Source organism: Spongiivirga sp. MCCC 1A20706 (genome assembly GCF_046524175.1).
Classification (GTDB): domain Bacteria; phylum Bacteroidota; class Bacteroidia; order Flavobacteriales; family Flavobacteriaceae; genus Spongiivirga.
This window is the reverse complement of sequence record NZ_JBEFZF010000004.1, coordinates 1-17,784: the sequence shown is the minus strand read 5'-3', so window position 1 is coordinate 17,784 and position 17,784 is coordinate 1. Positions and strand designations below refer to the sequence as shown.

15 protein-coding genes and 1 rRNA gene are annotated in these 17,784 nt (G+C 36.6%); 6 read left to right on the top strand and 10 right to left on the bottom strand.

Annotation, left to right across the window (positions count from 1 at the left end; translation table 11 throughout):
* The first annotated feature begins 23 nt into the window (after positions 1-23).
* Positions 24-1,052 carry a hypothetical protein gene (locus tag ABN763_RS10410; RefSeq protein WP_410485401.1) on the top strand — a complete coding sequence of 343 codons (1,029 nt, stop codon included), beginning with the start codon at positions 24-26 and terminating at the stop codon, positions 1,050-1,052.
* A gap of 16 nt (positions 1,053-1,068) precedes the next feature.
* Here the strand turns inward: ABN763_RS10410 and ABN763_RS10405 are convergent, their stop codons facing one another.
* Both ABN763_RS10405 and gldJ read right to left on the bottom strand, forming a co-directional pair.
* Positions 1,069-2,343, bottom strand: coding sequence for a UDP-N-acetylmuramoyl-tripeptide--D-alanyl-D-alanine ligase (locus ABN763_RS10405; RefSeq protein ID WP_410485400.1), 1,275 nt, complete (start codon positions 2,341-2,343; stop codon positions 1,069-1,071).
* A gap of 77 nt (positions 2,344-2,420) precedes the next feature.
* Entirely contained in the window at positions 2,421-4,088 is a 1,668-nt protein-coding gene (gldJ, locus tag ABN763_RS10400) for a gliding motility lipoprotein GldJ (RefSeq protein ID WP_410485399.1), read from the bottom strand.
* Between the two features lie 465 nt (positions 4,089-4,553).
* On the opposite strand from gldJ, the gene porV reads away from it, so the two are divergent.
* Entirely contained in the window at positions 4,554-5,699 is a 1,146-nt protein-coding gene (porV, locus tag ABN763_RS10395; RefSeq protein WP_410485398.1) for a type IX secretion system outer membrane channel protein PorV, read from the top strand.
* Between the two features lie 15 nt (positions 5,700-5,714).
* Entirely contained in the window at positions 5,715-6,200 is a 486-nt protein-coding gene (gene cdd / locus ABN763_RS10390) for a cytidine deaminase (RefSeq protein WP_410485397.1), read from the top strand.
* 93 nt (positions 6,201-6,293) lie between these two features.
* On the opposite strand, the gene ABN763_RS10385 is transcribed toward cdd, so the two are convergent.
* Together ABN763_RS10385 and ubiE are read right to left on the bottom strand one after the other, a co-directional pair.
* Positions 6,294-6,989, bottom strand: coding sequence for a porin family protein (locus ABN763_RS10385; protein WP_410485396.1), 696 nt, complete (start codon positions 6,987-6,989; stop codon positions 6,294-6,296).
* A 4-nt stretch (positions 6,990-6,993) separates the two neighbouring features.
* Positions 6,994-7,722, bottom strand: coding sequence for a bifunctional demethylmenaquinone methyltransferase/2-methoxy-6-polyprenyl-1,4-benzoquinol methylase UbiE (gene ubiE / locus ABN763_RS10380; RefSeq protein ID WP_410485395.1), 729 nt, complete (start codon positions 7,720-7,722; stop codon positions 6,994-6,996).
* A 283-nt stretch (positions 7,723-8,005) separates the two neighbouring features.
* Here ubiE and trkA point away from each other — a divergent pair, with 283 nt between their 5' ends.
* A complete protein-coding gene (gene trkA / locus ABN763_RS10375; protein WP_410485394.1) occupies positions 8,006-9,355 on the top strand; it encodes a Trk system potassium transporter TrkA in 1,350 nt (449 codons plus the stop codon).
* A 6-nt stretch (positions 9,356-9,361) separates the two neighbouring features.
* Complete coding sequence (locus ABN763_RS10370) at positions 9,362-10,858, top strand: TrkH family potassium uptake protein (protein WP_410485393.1); 1,497 nt, start codon at positions 9,362-9,364, stop codon at positions 10,856-10,858.
* A gap of 61 nt (positions 10,859-10,919) precedes the next feature.
* Here the strand turns inward: ABN763_RS10370 and ABN763_RS10365 are convergent, their stop codons facing one another.
* Complete coding sequence (locus tag ABN763_RS10365; RefSeq protein WP_410485824.1) at positions 10,920-12,050, bottom strand: pyridoxal phosphate-dependent aminotransferase; 1,131 nt, start codon at positions 12,048-12,050, stop codon at positions 10,920-10,922.
* Between the two features lie 93 nt (positions 12,051-12,143).
* Positions 12,144-13,241, bottom strand: coding sequence for a fatty acid desaturase family protein (locus ABN763_RS10360; protein ID WP_410485392.1), 1,098 nt, complete (start codon positions 13,239-13,241; stop codon positions 12,144-12,146).
* 142 nt (positions 13,242-13,383) lie between these two features.
* Between ABN763_RS10360 and rsmG the strand changes: the two genes are divergently transcribed.
* On the top strand, positions 13,384-14,019 hold the full coding sequence (rsmG, locus tag ABN763_RS10355) for a 16S rRNA (guanine(527)-N(7))-methyltransferase RsmG (protein WP_410485391.1): 636 nt from the start codon (positions 13,384-13,386) through the stop codon (positions 14,017-14,019).
* 15 nt (positions 14,020-14,034) lie between these two features.
* Here the strand turns inward: rsmG and ABN763_RS10350 are convergent, their stop codons facing one another.
* The 4 genes from ABN763_RS10350 to rrf form a co-directional block, all read right to left on the bottom strand.
* Positions 14,035-14,886, bottom strand: a complete 852-nt coding sequence (locus ABN763_RS10350; RefSeq protein WP_410485390.1) for a sugar phosphate nucleotidyltransferase — start codon at positions 14,884-14,886, stop codon at positions 14,035-14,037.
* Between the two features lie 9 nt (positions 14,887-14,895).
* Entirely contained in the window at positions 14,896-15,960 is a 1,065-nt protein-coding gene (locus tag ABN763_RS10345; protein ID WP_410485389.1) for a mevalonate kinase, read from the bottom strand.
* Between the two features lie 13 nt (positions 15,961-15,973).
* Positions 15,974-17,335, bottom strand: coding sequence for a Gfo/Idh/MocA family protein (locus ABN763_RS10340; protein WP_410485388.1), 1,362 nt, complete (start codon positions 17,333-17,335; stop codon positions 15,974-15,976).
* 347 nt (positions 17,336-17,682) lie between these two features.
* Positions 17,683-17,784 (bottom strand): 5S ribosomal RNA (gene rrf / locus ABN763_RS10335); the annotation flags it as partial.

Below are 17,784 nucleotides of genomic sequence, written 5' to 3'. Positions count from 1 at the left end.
TGTTAATAGTTTTAATAAGTATTATGAAGAAATTTTTGATTCTCTTATCCTTGATATTGTCTATTTGGACCCATCACAGTTGTAATGAATTTGAAGGTGTTGAAATGGAAGAAAGTATTGCTAGTATGGATGAAGATTCACAAGATGATAATCAAGATGATTCAGATGAATCAACTGATACTCCGGAAGATGGTCCTGACGAAAGTCCAGAAGATCCAAGTGATACTCCAGATGAAAACCCTGATGAAAACCCAGATGACAATACTGACGAAACACCCCAAGATGGACCATTTGTGGTAAATATTGACGAAACTGATTTATCAATATTACCGGAAGATCTGGGAGGAGAGCATACTCCAGTACCGTTAGGTTCTACTTCTTCAAATTTTGGACACTATATATATACGCCCAGCGGATACACTACCAACGGCCCTGATTATCCCCTGATCATTTTTTTACATGGCTGGAATAGTAATTTAGGAAATGAACCTTTATCAAATGTTCTAAATAGTGGCCCACCGAAACTTATCAATCAGCGTAAATGGAATCCTAGATTTCCTTTTATTGTTGCCTCACCTCAATTAACCACTCAGTTTTGGGCACCTGATCAAATACATCAGTTTATAGAATATCTTTTAGACAACTATCAAATTAACCCAAACAGAATATATCTTACCGGACTAAGTTTAGGCGGAATCGGGTGCTGGTTTTATGCCGGTGAAATTCAAGACAATTATGCTACTGCCATTGTTCCTATTAGTGCTAACGGAGCAGACAGATTGATAACCAATTTGAAGAATATCCCCATCTGGGCTTTTCATGGTGAAAAAGACTTAGCCGTAGATGCTTTTACAAATTATGGTTCAGTGCAAATGGTTCAGGCGATCAATGAAACTTCTCCGGAAATAAGTGCTAGATTAACCGTATATACAGATGTTGGCCATGATGCTTGGTCTAGAACTTATGATGGCACTGGCCAAAATAGTCCACAACTATATGATAAATTTGAAGTGGATTTATATGATTGGATGCTAACGTACAAGAAAGAATAGACTTACCAAAAGCTTGTTATAATAACTCTAAAACACGTTCCAGTTTCATCCCTCTTGACCCTTTTATCAAGATGGTAGCATTTTCAGGCATTTCGAATGCCACTTTTAATGACTCAAAATCATTAAATAGCTTGATGCTATCATTATTAATTTCAATGCTTGCAAACGCATTGCCAATCAAATATGCTCTATCAAATGATAGACCACTGATCCAATCTCCGATGGCCTGATGCTCTTTGGCTGTACTTTCACCTACTTCAAACATATCTCCTAAAATAACCCACTTTTTATCTTCTTTTAGTGTGGAAATATGCTCTAAGGCTGCTTTCATGCTTGTAGGATTCGCATTGTATGCATCTAATATTATAGTATTGCTTCCTTTTTTAATTAACTGAGAACGATTGTTTTTTGGCTCATAAGTTTCGAGTGCATCAACAATTGCATCATCAGTTACATTAAAATAGTTGCCAATGGCAATCGCCGCAGCTATATTCGTAAAATTATATGAACCAATTAGCTTGCTGCTGATTTCTTGGTCGTTGTAGCGGGCAACTACAAAAGGGTCTGCAGTAACTTTTTCAACCTTCACGTCAGCTTTAGCATCTTCGGAAAAAGAATAAGTATTACCACTACTTACTTTTTCAACCATTAGTATATCATCTGCATTATAAAAGAAAAGTTTCCCATAATCTTTAATGTAATGATACATTTCACTTTTTCCTTTAATGACTCCTTCAAAACCACCAAAGCCTTCTAGATGCGCTTTCCCAAAATTGGTGATATAACCATAATCCGGTTTCGCTATACTACACAAAAACGCAATCTCTTTTTGATGATTTGCTCCCATTTCTACCACTCCGAACTCAGTTTGTTCATTCATAGATAAAAGAGTAAGAGGCACTCCAATATGATTATTCAAGTTACCAATAGTAGCAGCGAGGTTAAACTTTTTTGACAGCACGGCCGCAATTAGCTCCTTCGTAGTAGTTTTACCATTACTACCTGTTAGCGCTAATATGGGTATTTTCAAATAATCACGATGAAAAGTTGCTAATTGTTGAAGCGATTCCAGTACATTATTAACCAATACAAAGTCTTTATTGGTATTAAAAGATTCTTCGTCTATTATGCAATAAGCCGCACCACTATTTAATGCTTCTTCAGCAAACTCATTGCCATTGAAGTTTTCCCCTTTTAATGCAAAAAACAGTTGTCCCTTTTTAATCTTTCGCGTATCGGTACAGACTCCGGTAGATGCTAAGAACAGTTTATGAATATCTTGAACAGTCATGTGACAAACTTATAATTATGGTCAAAAATAAAAAAGCCTTTCGTTAAGAAAGGCTTTTCATAATTATTTATAAAAGACTAGTGTCGTGCTCTTTTTGCGCTTTGTTTTGACTTAGAACCAACTCTTGACATTGCACATCTAAATCCAATATAGTCTGTTGCCATATACTGTGGCAAGTAACGACGCTGTGCAGGATCTAGCCAGTATGCTCTATCTCTCCAAGATCCTCCTTTGTATACACGTGTTTCGTTGTTAATTAAAGATGTACGCTTGTCAGAAGAATCGTATTCTCTAACTAAGTTTCCTTCTTCATCTACCTCAACTTTATGCTTTGGTGAATTGTACATTTTATCATTACTAGCATCTTCTCCCTCTACTTCCTCTTCTGCAAATTGCTCAAAGAATTGTCTTGTAGAACGCGTATCACCATCACGATAATCACGGTTATCTGAACTATCGAAATTAGTTCTTAAATACGTATCTTTATCATCAACCGCAACGGTTGAGATTTCACCAGGAAGGTTTCTTGCTACAATTCGACCATTTGGCAACGTATCATATACAATAGCATCCGGATTAATCACTACGACTTTACCTTCTTCATCAATTTGATTTTTAGTATATACATTACCACGGTAGTAATTGAAGTCATTTGCCTCATCATCAACAATTGGTCGATATACATCAGCAACCCATTCTGCAACGTTACCTGCCATATCATATAATCCAAAATCATTTGGCGCATATGATTTTACAGCTACGGTAATGTCACCACCATCGTCAGACCATCCTGCAATTCCACCATAGTCACCTTTACCTTGCTTAAAGTTTGCAAGCTGATCTCCTTTGATTTGGCGTTTGGCCGTTCTAGTATAATCACCATCCCAAGGATATTTCTTTCTACCCCTGTAATTGTTATATTCTCTCACTCCTACTAAAGCAATTGCAGCATATTCCCATTCTGCCTCTGTTGGCAAACGGTACTCTGGTAAAATAAGACCAGAGCTACGACGTGCATATACGTTTGTACTATCTTTTGAGCTTTTTTGTTTTCCTTGAACCGAATCGATCTTACCACCATATGCCATATCTGGGGCATTTAGATAAGTTTCAGTACTGAAAGTACTATTAGCATCAACTCCTGCGATCTTTGTATCTTGGGCAATATAGCCTTCACGTTCTAGAACATACTCGTTTACACGATCTGTTCTCCACTTACTAAACTGAGTCGCTTGTACCCAGTTTACACCAACTACAGGATATTCTCCATAAGCTGGGTGACGTAGATAGTTAGAGGTCATGGTTTCATTATAACCAAGTCTATTGCGCCATACAAGTGTATCAGGCAAAGCTCCAAGATAAATCTGGCGATAGTTTGGATTGTCGATTGGGAATACCATTTTAATCCAATCTAAATACTCTAAATACATTTTGTTGGTCACCTCGGTTTCATCCATATAAAATGACTGAACGTGCTGCTTATTTGGAGTGTTGTTCCAATCATGCATGACGTCATCTTGCACTTTACCCATGGTGAACGTACCACCTTCAATAAAAACTAGGCCTGGTCCTGTTTCCTGCTCCTTAAAATCAGAATTGTACTGAAAACCACCATTTTTGTCGTTGATAGACCATCCGGTAGCACGCGATGTGTTTTTTCCACCAGAGGATTTTTTACAACCAACAAACGAAAGGGAAATCGCCATTAGCATTAACAAGCTAGACTTGTAAGTAAGTTTTTTCATAACTAAGATTTGGTTCTTCTTTATTAAAGCACGCAAGTTAGCAATAACGTGCAAAATGTCAAGTTTTTTTAGTTGTTACCACATATACTTGACTAAAAATCAGTATAACTGACATTTAGTGCGTAATATTAACGAAGGATTATGAATATTATTTTATGTACTTGGCATAAAAATTTCATCTAACGACGTCTGGTTGCTTTTATCGGTAACGAACCTCTTTTATTCTAAAAGTGGTCTTTTTGTTTCATTACTATTTATATAAAAAGAAAGTCTTGATTTACCCTACCTAGTTTTTTGTTATTTCTGTAAAATTGATGGTTTTCACTTTTTCTGAAAGACTTGTTAAAAGAATTCGACCAATGGATATAACAATACCATTAAAAGAGCGTTAATTAACAAGATTGGATGCACTTGCTGTATTTCAATTAAAAGTTATATTTGCTCAAATTTGCACAGCGGTTACTTATGAAAAACTTTATCTGCACCTTACTTATAGCACTTACTACCTTTAATTTAAGTGCTCAGGATGATACACGAGTTATAACAACAGCAGTACCTTTTTTGCTTATTACACCTGATGCCCGCTCAGCGGGAATGGGAGAACTTGGAGTTAGTACGTCTCCTGATGCGTATTCACAACAATGGAATCCGGCAAAGTACGCTTTCGCGACTCAAGAATACGGAATTGGTATAAGCTACACACCTTACTTAAGTGACCTCGTAGATGATATTTTCTTAGGAAACATTACGTTTTACAACAAACTAAATGAACAAAGTGCTTGGGCGGCAAGTTTTAAATTTTTTAGTCTAGGTGATATTGAATTTAATAGCTTAGTTGGCAATGATGTGGTAAGTCAGGGCGTTCAACAACCTAATGAATTAGCGGTAGATTTATCGTACTCGTTAAAGCTGAGTGAAACCTTTTCCATGGCAATTGCAGGACGTTACTTAAATAGTAATTTACGATTACAAGAAGGCGGAAATGAAATTGGAGGCCGTGGTACTGTAGGTGTCGATGTAGCCGGTTTTTACCAATCTAGAGAACAGGCATACAGTAAATTTGACGGACGTTGGAGGGCAGGATTTAATTTTTCAAACATCGGACCTAAGCTCACCTATGATGAAGGAGGTCAGGAAAACTTTATTCCTTCTAATATGAGACTAGGTGGTGGATTTGATTTTATTTTTGATGCCGATAATACCTTATCGATTAATACAGAATTTAATAAACTTCTAGTCCCTACTCCTCCTGTAAGAGATGATTCAGGTAATATTATCGAAGGGCAGGATGATGATGTAAGTTTCTTTCAGGGTATTTTCCAATCTTTTGGTGACGCACCAGGAGGATTTAGTGAAGAGCTAAAAGAATTTACATGGGCCTTAGGTGTTGAGTATACCTACCTGGATTCATTTGCTGTACGTACCGGATATTTTAACGAAAGTGACGAAAAAGGATCAAGAAAGTACGCTACTTTGGGCGCAGGTTTCACCTACAACTCTTTAGATATTGACATTTCATATCTGTTTTCTACTTCGCAAGTAAGAAACCCTTTGGAAAACACGCTACGTTTTTCGCTAACCTTTAATTTAGGTGATACTTTTGACCAATAATCCTTACTTTTAAGGATGCAAGAAGTTAAACTGAGTTCCACCATAAAGGTATTCGATAACTTTGACGAATTAGATGGAGATGATTCATCTTTGATGAGTTTGGCTATCGAAGTACGTGATACAGCTTACGCTCCCTATTCTACTTTTAAGGTTGGTGCTGCTATTCTCCTTGAAAATGGAGAAATAATAACTGGCACAAATCAAGAAAATGCAGCATATCCTTCAGGCCTATGCGCTGAGCGTGTTGCAATTTTTTATGCTGGCGCCCAATATCCTGGAGTTGCCATAAAGAAAATTGCTATTACTGCGGCCGCAAGCGATGGCTCCAGTACTGAACCCGTATCTTCCTGTGGTGCATGTAGACAAAGTATCGCTGAATACGAACAAAAACAAAAAACACCTATTGAAATGCTTTTCATGGGGGAGACCGGAAAAGTAATCAAAACCGCATCGCTACTAGATTTACTTCCGTTAGCCTTTGGAGCAGATTATTTAAAGTAGCTTAATAAAAATTAGATAATTTTTGTAAATACTAAATGGGAACCTAGAAATTTCGGAACCTTAAGCTACCTCTCTAAACGTTAAAGTAAAAAACTACTCAAAAGTAAAATTGATAAAAATACCTCTTGTCGCCATTTTGGTAATATTACCGGTCCATGGACTATTGGCATCAGCATCCGGTACCAATTCGTTATTTAGTGCAAAAACCCCACGAATAGAAGGTGTGAATTTGAAATAATACAAATAAAAGTCAATTCCAAAACCAAGTTCGTAATAATATGTACTCTCTTTCATTCGGAAATTACCGCTGCGGTTATCATCAGGGTTATCTTCATTACTTGAAAGATTTACGGATGTGGAAACACCACCGACGATAAATGGCTTGAAGTTATTAACCCGTTTAGTACTTATTTTCAAAAGTAACGGAAAGTGAATATAGGTAGACTTCACCTCTCTTAAAATATCACGCTGCTCAGTAAATCCAGGGAAAAACAGGTCTCGTTGCGTATAGTATAAACCAGGTTCAAAGCGAATGTCGAAATAATCATTAAGCCTAACTTCTCCTACGAGACCAACATTAAAACCGATGCTTTTATTGACCAAAATATCTTCCGCCTGTCCTTCTTCATAATTAAATTTGAAATCATATTGATTGAAACCTAAGTAATAACCCCAACTAAGCAAGTCTTTGTCTTTATTTTCAAGATTGATAATCTGGTCCCGCAAAAACTGAGCTGATACGGCTTGAACACCAAGAAAAAACAATGCAAAAAGAAACAATCTACTCATAAAGCTATTTTGAAGCGGTATATATGGTGGCAACACCAAATGTCTGTGGCTTATTTTCAATAGCTATAAACCCAATTTTTTGCAAAATATTGTTGAAAGCTTCTCCATGGGGAAATGCCGCAGCTGATTTTGACAGATAAGTATATGCCGTTTTATCTTTAGAAAACAATTTCCCTACTGTCGGTAAAACTAGTTTAGAATGTAAGTAATAACCCTGTTTAAAGGGTGTTTTAGTAGGTACTGATGTTTCTAAAATCACCAACCTTCCTTTGGGTTTTAAAACTCTTAAAATTTCTTTTAAACCTTTCTCTAAATTTTCAAAATTACGCACTCCAAAAGCTACTGTAATTGCATCAAAACTGTTATCCTTAAAAGGCATTTGTTCACTATCACCAATAATCATCTCAATCTTTTCACTCAAACCCTCTTGAGCAATTTTTTGTTTCCCTACTTCTAGCATTCCTGGTGAGATATCTAAACCTACAAGCTTCGTAGCTCCGGTTTCTACCATGTTTATAATTAGGTCGCCAGTTCCGGTTGCAATATCAAGTATGCTTTCTGGGTTTATTTCTTTTACCAAAGCAACCACCTTCTTGCGCCATTTAACATCTATACCAAACGAGATAACACGATTCAACCCGTCATACTTATCCGAAATAGTATCAAACATCTCGGTCACTTGTTCCTTTTTACTGCTATCTGAATCGTTATATGGAGTAATTGATGAAGACATAGATTTTTTTTTGCAAATATACATTCAAATTGAAGTACATGCTTTAAATCAAAGCTTATTCCACATCAAAAAGATGAGAAAAACGACCTTAGCTTCCCACTTCTATTAATTCGTTTAAATAGAAAACATCACCTTAGATCGGAATCTCTATATCAAAAACTGTTTTTTAGCGTATATTTGTCCCCTCTTTCTATTTTAAATATGGTAAAGGACATCAAACTAACCATGCCAAAAGTGTATTACTTTTTCACCCCCTAAACAACTGTTTATAACAATACCGTAAATGAAAATTATTATAGCCGGTGCAGGTGAGGTTGGTTTCCATTTGGCAAAACTACTATCATTTGAGTCGCAAAATATAACCCTCATCGATCAAGATAAAGAAAGCTTGACTTATGCAGATACGCATCTTGACATTAAGGTTGTTAAAGGCGACGCTACCTCCATTAACGTTTTAAATGAATCACAAATTGGATCTTCTGATTTGATGATTGCCGTTACCTCCTCAGAAACATCGAATATCACCATTTGTTTATTGGCCAAACAACTGGGTTGCAAACGAACTATTGCGCGTATTTCCAATACGGAGTTCATCGAACATAAAGATGATCTCAAATTTACTAGTATGGGTATCGATGAGCTTATTTCTCCAGAGGAGTTAGCCGCTGATGAAATTCATCTATTATTAGAGCAAGCTGGATTTAGCGACACTTATGAATTCGAAGACGGTGCACTTACCATGATTGGTACTAGACTTAAACGTGGAGCACCTTTTATTGGCAAATCCGTAAAGGAAGTGGCCAATATTTTCCCTGATTTCGCTTTTATGCCTATTGCCTTGCAACGAAAGGGAACTCAGTATACCTTAATCCCTAGAGGAGATACCCAATTTAAGGATGGTGATAATGCGTATTTTATTACTTGTAAAAATGGTGTTGACCAGCTTTATAAACTTACAGGAAGAGAAAAAGAAGACATCAAAAATGTAATGATCTTAGGGGGTAGTAAAGTAGGCTACAAAACAGCACGGGATCTTTGTGCAAACAAATTTAATGTAAAGCTTATTGAAAAAAACAAAACGAAAGCATTTGATATTGCTGAAGACCTCCCCAATGCACTTGTCATTAATGGTGATGGTCGTAATGTAGAGCTGCTTGAAGAAGAAGACATTGATGAAATGGATGCTTTTATTTCCGTTACCGGAAATTCAGAAACCAATATTATGTCTTGCCTAGTTGCAAAGTCTCGTAATATTAAAAAGACAATAGCGCTTGTTGAAAATATGGACTATTTTCAACTTTCTCACTCCATTGGTATCGACACATTGATCAATAAAAAACTACTTGCCGCCAACAATATTTTCAGGCACATACGCCGAGGAGAAGTCGTTGCTTTAACAAAGCTTAATAATATGAATGCTGAGATTTTGGAGTTTATTGTAAATCCAGGTTCTAAAATTACAGGCAAGAAAATCAAAGATTTAGAATTTCCCCGCTCGGCAATTATTGGGGGCGTAGTAAGAAATGACGAAGGCATTATTGCACTTGGAAACTTCGAGATTCAAGTAGGTGACAAAGTAGTGGTTTGTTGCTTACCCCGATCGATTAAAAAAGTCGAAAACATGTTTTTTTAGAATTTCATGAAACGGCTTAACTACAAGATCATATTTCATTTAATGGGGCTGCTTTTATTGTGTAATGGCGGATTTATGCTTGTCGCTGCTATTATCAGCCGCATTTATAAAGATGGCGTAACGCTCGAAATTACCTTGGCAGGTTTAGCAACCTTATTTGCAGGTATCTTGTTAATGTTTACCACTAGAGACCATAAAAAGGAAATCAAAAAACGTGAAGGATATATCGTTGTTACTTTTGGTTGGATATTTATGTCTCTTTCAGGTACCTTTCCATATATTTTTACAGATGCAATTCCGGGTTTTACAGAGGCCTTTTTTGAAACTATATCAGGTTATACGACCACAGGTGCATCCATTTTAAGTGATATAGAGTCACTTCCAAAAGGCGTTTTATTCTGGCGAAGCATGACACATTGGATAGGCGGTATGGGAATTATAGTTCTTGCAATTGCCATATTACCCTTGCTTGGTATTGGAGGAATGCAACTTTTTGCAGCCGAAGCTCCAGGTCCGGGAGGCGATAAACTTCATCCTAGAATTACGGATACCGCGAAACGTTTGTGGCTTATTTATGTTGGTTACACAGCGGCTGAAACTATTTTATTGCAAGTAGCTGGAATGGACTTTTTTGATGCCATCAATCACGCCCTAAGCACCTTGAGCACTGGCGGATTTTCAACCAAAAATACTAGCGTCGCACACTGGAATGATAATCCTGCTATACAATATATTATTATGATATTTATGTTCTTAGCAGGAACCAATTTCGTTTTAAGTTACTTTGCTTTTAAAGGAAAAGTCCAAAAAATTATCAAGGATCAAGAATTTAAATTTTATTTCTTTTTTATCGCAATTGGAACTTTAGTAGCTTCATTGGTTATTTATTTCAATGCGGATATATCAGCCTCAACAGTAACGCACCCTCTTGTAAATGGTGAAGGAGAAGGTGCATTTAGACATGCTTTATTTCAAATTCTAGCTGTAGTAACGACAACTGGTTTTGTTACTGCGGATTATACCGCTTGGACACCTTTTCTAACCGTATTTTTCTTTGGATTGATGTTCTTAGGGGGGTCAGCAGGGTCAACCGCGGGTGGGGTTAAGGTGGTAAGACATATGCTAATGATTAAAAATGGATTGTTAGAATTTAAGCGTACTCTGCACCCCAATGCTATTATCCCTGTGCGCTATAATGGTAAAAGCGTATCTCAAGAAATTGTCTACAACATTCTAGGTTTTTTTATTTTATACATGCTGTTGTTCATTATAGGAGCACTTGTGCTTGGAGTCATGGGGCTTGATTTTGAGACAGCCATTGGTGGTGCGGCCTCTTCTCTGGGTAACGTAGGCCCTGCATTTGGACAACTAGGCCCTGTAGATAATTACAGTGTTTTGCCTTCGGCGGGCAAATGGTGGTGTGCATTTTTAATGCTTCTTGGGCGACTTGAATTGTTTACCGTATTGATCCTACTAACACCTATTTTTTGGAGAAATCGATAATAAAAAACGCCCTAAATAATTAGGACGCCTTTTATTATCATTTTTAGTGATGAATAATTGTTTAGTGCAACACTTCCTTTATTCTTCTTATTGCTTCTTTTAGCTCTTCTACTGAAGCGGCGTAGGAAATACGAATGTTATTAGGTGCGCCAAACGCGTCACCAGTCACAGTAGCAACATTAGCCTCTTCCAATATAAACATCGCAAAATCTGATGCGTTATTGATTTCATGGCCTTTCAAGGTTTTTCCAAAATAATAGGAAATATCTGGAAAAACATAAAAAGCTCCCTCAGGTTCATTAACCTTAAATCCCGAGATTTCTGCCAATAAACCTAACACCATATCGCGACGACTTCTAAACTCATCTACCATATATTGTATACGGCTTACAGGTTCACTAACCGCTGTAATAGTAGCCCGTTGAGCAATACAGTTTGCACCAGAAGTAATTTGACCTTGCATTTTGGTACATGCCTTTGCGATCCACTCAGGAGCACCAATATAACCTATTCTCCACCCTGTCATGGCAAAAGCTTTGGCTACTCCATTTATCGTAATCGTACGATCATACATTTCAGGAATTCTAGCGAAGCTAAAACCTGGATGTCCGTAATTAATATGCTCATAAATCTCATCAGATAATATGAAAATATCTGGATGTTCTTCAAGTACTTTTGCTAATGCCCGATACTCTGCCTCGCTATATACACTACCACTTGGATTGTTAGGTGAATTAAAGAAAATCATCTTCGTTTTCGGAGTTATAGCTGCCTCTAATTGTTCTGGAGTAATCTTAAAATCGGTATCTATAGTACTTGGTATTTCAATAAAATTAGCCTCCGCCAACGTGGCAATTGCCGAGTAGCTCACCCAATATGGTGCAGGTAATAATACGTCGTCTCCAGGATTCAAAAGTACTTGAGCCACATTTGCAATTGACTGCTTTGCCCCAGTACTTACAACAATTTGAGATGGCTTGTAGGTAAGTTGATTATCCCTTTTAAACTTAAGACAAATAGCCTCCTTCAACTCTGCATAACCATCAACCGGAGTATAGGAGTTATAGTTATCATTAATTGCCTGAATTGCCGCTTCTTTTATGAAATCAGGGGTATTAAAGTCCGGTTCCCCCAAACTTAAACCAATAATATCTTTTCCTTGATTTCTTAATTCTCTTGCCTTAGCGGCCATTGCCAAAGTTTGAGAGGTTGGTAAGCTGTTAATTCTATCCGAAAGTGGATTTTTTGCTTCAACTAACATTGTAAAAAGTACTTAAGTGTTGTTTTATGCCAGTGCCGGCTTCATGCCCATTTCCTTCAAATGCTTAAAGTGCGCAATGATCGCCTTCCTGGTCGTTTTATACTCGATGTATGGCAAATTAAATTCCTTTGCCGTTTCTTTTACAATTTTAGAGATCTTCGTGTAATGAACATGACTAATATGTGGGAAAATATGATGCTCAACCTGATGGTTTAGTCCACCTGTAAACCAATTAACAATTTTATTCTTTGTAGAAAAATTAGCCGTAGTAAACAGCTGATGTATAGCCCACGTATTTTTCATAGTACCCGATTCATCAGGCAACGGCATTGCGGTGTCTTCTACCACATGAGCTAACTGAAATACGATGCTTAAAATTAATCCGGCAACATAATGCATTACAAAGAAACCAAGAAGAACTTTCCACCAAGCAACATCAATAAAAATTAACGGTAATACAATCCATACTGTTAAGTATATCAATTTGGTAATCACCAAAACACTCCATTGTTTTACAGGGCTTTGAATTTTACCATAAGACAAATTACGTTTCAGGTATCTGCGCATCTGCATAAAATCAGTTGTAATTGCCCAATTGAATGTTAACAGACCATAAAGTAATACCGAATAATAGTGTTGAAATTTATGATGCTTGTACCATTTTGCATGCTTAGAAAAACGCAGTACACGGCCTGCCTCTAAATCTTCATCGTGACCATGAATATTAGTATATGTATGATGTAAAACATTGTGCTGTACTTGCCAATTGTATACATTCCCCGCCAAAATATAAATGGATGAACCCATTAATTTATTTACCCATTTTTTGGTCGAGAATGAACCGTGATTTCCATCATGCATTACATTCATACCCAATCCCGCCATACCAACTCCCATAACAACTGTTAGTAACAATTGTGCCCAATTAGGCATATTTATGGTTAACAGCACGAAATACGGGGCTAAAAAAATTGAAAACATAATGGCAGATTTCAAGTAAAGCTTCCAATTACCTGTACGTTTTATATTGTTATCCTTGAAATAATCATTAACGCGTTTGTTTAAAGTTCTGAAAAACTTTGTTTTATCAGCTCTTGAAAATCTGAGAGATTGTGTATTCATAAGTAAATTTTGTAGTAATAGGATTATATCCTAAAGTTTCAAAACAATTTTCAACAAATATATTGATAATAACTCCGCATAACATGAAAAAAGTATCTTAAAAGAAAAACGAAGCGTTGTATTTTTGTTAAAATTTTAAACGATGCCGACATCTTTAATCACCAAATATTTTCCTCATCTCACTGATGTTCAAATTTCTCATTTTGATCAATTGCAGTCGCTTTATCAAGATTGGAATTTAAAGATTAATGTTGTGAGCCGAAAAGATATTGATGAATTATACCTAAGACATGTACTACACTCTTTAGGGATTGCTAAGTTTATAACCTTTAAAGAAGGTAGCAAAATTTTAGATGTTGGCACCGGTGGTGGTTTTCCCGGGATACCATTGGCCATACTTTTTCCTAAAACACATTTCACTTTAGTTGACTCTATTGGAAAGAAGGTAAAAGTAGTTGAGGAAGTAAAAAAAGGACTAGACCTAGACAATGTGACTGCCATTCATAGTCGTGTAGAAGACATTGATGATACTTTCGATTTTATTGTGAGTCGGGCGGTAGCGGCCATGCCTACTTTTGTGCGTTGGACCAAAGGGAAGATTGCTAAAAAAAATAATCACGCTATTAAAAATGGCATCGTTTATTTAAAAGGAGGTGATCTAACTGAAGAACTAGCTAGTTTCCCAAAAGCCGAGATCATCAATTTATCGGACTATTTTGAAGAGGATTTTTACGAAACCAAGAAGGTGGTTTATTTACCAGTGAAGGTAAGAAGTTAAAAAGCCATAATAGGCTTATTCTAAGTTAAAATAGCCATGATTTTCTTCAATATACTCCCTCATCAATGCTATATCTTTTTTTGACGTGATATCTGGCACATGTTCTGAAACGGGAATACCAACTACTGATTTAGGGTGATCATTAAGCATATTTAACAAAGCCGTTGGTAATTCTCTTTCATTTCTTGATTTAGTAATCGGGCAGTTAATGACATAGGGTGAGAATAAAGGTCCGTAAAATCGGAAAATATTCATACTTACCCTAAGTTTGCCAAAGGAGTCAACATACTTTTTACTTTTGGTTTCGCTTGGTTTTTCGATGATGTCTTGTAAATAATTCTCTTCATCTAAGGATACTAGTGCAAACTGCTGAATTCTTTCCAAATGAAAATTCAAAGCATCTCTATCGTATGCAATAAATGCGTTGAGTGCTTTAGTATGTAGCAATTTCTTAAATACTTCTTTTGAGTATAGGTTGTCACTATTACATACTGTAAAATATTTACCCTGCAAGTCGGGATACTGTTGAAGGGTTTGTGCAACAGCATCAGCGGTACCTAGAGGCTTTTCCCGTCCTCTGGGAACATATTGTATCGCATAAGTTATTGAAAGGCCTTCAAAACAATCACCATAATGATTGCAAATCAACTTATCTTTTTCGCTAATCACCAAATAGATATTGGTATAGCCACTTTTTTTGGCATTGTACATTAAAAAATCTAGCAGTGGTCGACCTTTTGCAATAGGAATTAAACCCTTGGTCCGTGTATTCGCTTGGGCAGCTAATTGCTTATCTAGACTATCATCAATTGAATTTTTCATCCTCGATGATGCTCCCGCAGCAAGTATGATTAAGTTTTGCCTCATAATCCTTTTCTACACTATTGATACCTGATAAGCATCTTTGGCGCCAGCCTTCTTGATTTCACAAATTACTATGTTAGCCTTACTTTGATCCACTAGTGCAACAATACAACCACCACCGCCTGAACCAACAATTTTAGTACCATAAGCACCGGCGGAAAGCGCAGCTTTGACCATATTATCAATTAAAGGAACCGTAATTTTCAAATGGTCTTTTAACATCCTGTGATGTTCATTCATAAGTACCCCTAAATTAGCAGCATCAATCTCATTTTTTTCAAATATTCTTAGTGCTTCTTGCGTTATTTGATAGTTATTAATTGCTGCATAAAAAATTGGCTGAAGTTGATCTGGTAGGTGGGTTGACAGTTTTTTAACATCTTCTAAGCTAGTGGTAATCGGATTAAAATCGTGATTCCTTTCTTTTATCAGTGAAAATGACTCTTTCCCCTTAGCACTCAAATTACCAAGGGTAGACTGCGTTTCTTTTTTAACCCCAGATTCTCCTATAATTAAGCTACAATTTAGATTTTTCTCTAATCTCTTAAAATTTATATTTCCCGAGGTTTCAATAAAAACAACACCACCTAAAGCAATGGAATACTGATCCATATATCCACCAGAACCATGATGTTCCAATACTTCTGCTTCATAGGCCAACTTCCCAACAAATTGGTCCGTTATAGAATGATCAGCTTCAAAAGCTGTCAATAAAAAGCGAATCCAAGCCACCACCAGTGCTGATGAACTTGATAAACCGGCGTTTATTGGTAAGTCCCCAGAAATTGTTATATCGTACCCCAAGTTGGGAATACATCCATAGCGACGAACAACTCTTAAGCTAGAAGCAAAATAATCATGATGCGTTAAAGGTTGAAATAAACCACCAATATCAATACTTCGCTCTTGACCGATATCTGTCATAGTGATATTGAAAACAGAAGTCTTATTGGGCACAGCTTTTAACTCAACAAATCGATTAATGGCACAAGCAATAACGGGTAAATCGAGATAATCTTGATGATCTCCAAACAAGCAAACTCTACCAGGAGCTTTTATAACAATTTCTTTTTTCAATATGATTGTATAGCTAATATGTATTTTTTATCCAGTTATAAGGCTCCCGTTTTATCCACATACCTCTGGTGAAATCGGGAAAGTTTTGTGGTTGTCCATTATTCTCGATCGACAATTCAGACAAAGGTGTGATTGCACTCCAGGCAGCTGCATCGTATACATCCAGCGGTGGTGCAACATTTTGTTTTGCGCATTCTATAAAAGCGTTCAATACGAAAAAATCCATCCCACCATGACCAGAGCCTTCAGCATATTCGCCATACTTTTTCCAAAGAGGATGATCGTATTGTTGAAGCCATGAATCTGCTTTATCCCATTTATGAGATTCAGATTTTCCTTCAATATATATTCTATTTCCATCAACTTCCCATAACCCATTGCTACCTTGCACTCGAAAGCCAAGTGAATAAGGCCGAGGTAAATTACAATCATGAGTAACTATAATGGTCTCTCCATTAGTAGTTTCTATAGTTGATGTAATCACATCTCCTTGTTTGAACTTTACTTTAGTATTCGGATGATTGTCACCCCCATGTTTCACTATATAGTTATGTAACCCAATACTCTTAGTTGCATTTGATGTGATTGAAGAAAATCTGTTACCCCTATTAACATTGCACATAGCAGCAATAGGACCTACACCGTGCGTGGGATATACATCTGCATTTCTAGAAACCGAATGTTGGGTGCGCCATTTAGATTCTGATATTCCTTTTTCTCCAAACTCTACTCCTTTCCCATAGGCTGTTTTTCCGTCATTCAACTTTACAAACCGAAGATCATGCTGGTAACCACATCTAAAATGTACTAATTCACCAAACACATCTTGTCTTACCATATTCAAGATTGCAAGCACATCCCGTCGATAATTTACATTTTCTAATATCATCAAATGTGTGTCTGTTTCTTCGTGCATATTTACAAGATCCCAACACTCTTCCATTGTGTTGGCAGCCGATACTTCAACCCCAGTATATTTACCTGCTTTCATAGCATCTTTGGCCATGCGTGCATGCCACAACCAAGGTGTAGAAATGATTACTGCATCTACATTTTCTAACTCTAACAAATTTCGATAATCTAAATCATTCTTGCCGAAAACAACTGGTTTTGGGTGTTTGGATTTTTGAATTTTGTTCTGAGCAATATCAATTCTACTCGCATCAATATCACATATAGCTGTTATTAAAATATCATCCCTATTCAGTAAATTATCAAGATGATTTGTTCCTCGAAGGCCAATTCCTATTAAACCAATTTGCAACTTTTGTTTTGCTCTAGTATCTCTAGGAACCACTAAAGTGGGACTAGCTGCAACCGCTATTCCAGCTAGTGTACTTTTTTTAATAAAATTTCTTCGATTGTCTTTGGTCATGACTAGATATTTAGAAGGGAATACTTTCTTAAATGTACTCTAAAGATTTTATATAAATATATATTAAACATATCATCGTAATATTGCTATATTACGATGATATGTTTTTTTCGGTATAAAAGCTTGGTTGGTGTTTAGCCCCATCGTTTTACTGTTAAGAAGTCTACTAAAAGTATTGGAAACGATCGTAAGGTAAAAAACTGGTTTAAGAAATTTATAGTTTTGCCATACTCCCACCACATTCATTCGCGCTTGAGATCGTTATAACATATATGTTTAGATCCATTAGCCTAGAATATAGCGCATAAAAAAAACCCTGACAATTTTATTGTTGTCAGGGTTTTTAAAGAAGGCGGCGACCTACTTTCCCACAAGTGTAGTATCATCGGCGCTAATGGGCTTAACTGCTCTGTTCGGAATGGTAAGAGGTGAGCCCCATTGCTATAACC

Bases quoted from the DNA above. Each gene is read 5' to 3' on its own strand.
- trkA (WP_410485394.1), top strand. From the start codon at position 8,006: ATGAAAATTATTATAGCCGGTGCAGGTGAGGTTGGTTTCCATTTGGCA.
- ABN763_RS10350 (WP_410485390.1), bottom strand. From the start codon at position 14,886: ATGAGGCAAAACTTAATCATACTTGCTGCGGGAGCATCATCGAGGATG.
- cdd (WP_410485397.1), top strand. From the start codon at position 5,715: ATGCAAGAAGTTAAACTGAGTTCCACCATAAAGGTATTCGATAACTTT.
- ABN763_RS10410 (WP_410485401.1), top strand. From the start codon at position 24: ATGAAGAAATTTTTGATTCTCTTATCCTTGATATTGTCTATTTGGACC.
- porV (WP_410485398.1), top strand. From the start codon at position 4,554: ATGAAAAACTTTATCTGCACCTTACTTATAGCACTTACTACCTTTAAT.
- ABN763_RS10385 (WP_410485396.1), bottom strand. From the start codon at position 6,989: ATGAGTAGATTGTTTCTTTTTGCATTGTTTTTTCTTGGTGTTCAAGCC.
- ABN763_RS10370 (WP_410485393.1), top strand. From the start codon at position 9,362: ATGAAACGGCTTAACTACAAGATCATATTTCATTTAATGGGGCTGCTT.
- rsmG (WP_410485391.1), top strand. From the start codon at position 13,384: ATGCCGACATCTTTAATCACCAAATATTTTCCTCATCTCACTGATGTT.
- ABN763_RS10365 (WP_410485824.1), bottom strand. From the start codon at position 12,050: ATGGCCGCTAAGGCAAGAGAATTAAGAAATCAAGGAAAAGATATTATT.
- ABN763_RS10405 (WP_410485400.1), bottom strand. From the start codon at position 2,343: ATGACTGTTCAAGATATTCATAAACTGTTCTTAGCATCTACCGGAGTC.
- ubiE (WP_410485395.1), bottom strand. From the start codon at position 7,722: ATGTCTTCATCAATTACTCCATATAACGATTCAGATAGCAGTAAAAAG.
- gldJ (WP_410485399.1), bottom strand. From the start codon at position 4,088: ATGAAAAAACTTACTTACAAGTCTAGCTTGTTAATGCTAATGGCGATT.
- ABN763_RS10340 (WP_410485388.1), bottom strand. From the start codon at position 17,335: ATGACCAAAGACAATCGAAGAAATTTTATTAAAAAAAGTACACTAGCT.
- ABN763_RS10360 (WP_410485392.1), bottom strand. From the start codon at position 13,241: ATGAATACACAATCTCTCAGATTTTCAAGAGCTGATAAAACAAAGTTT.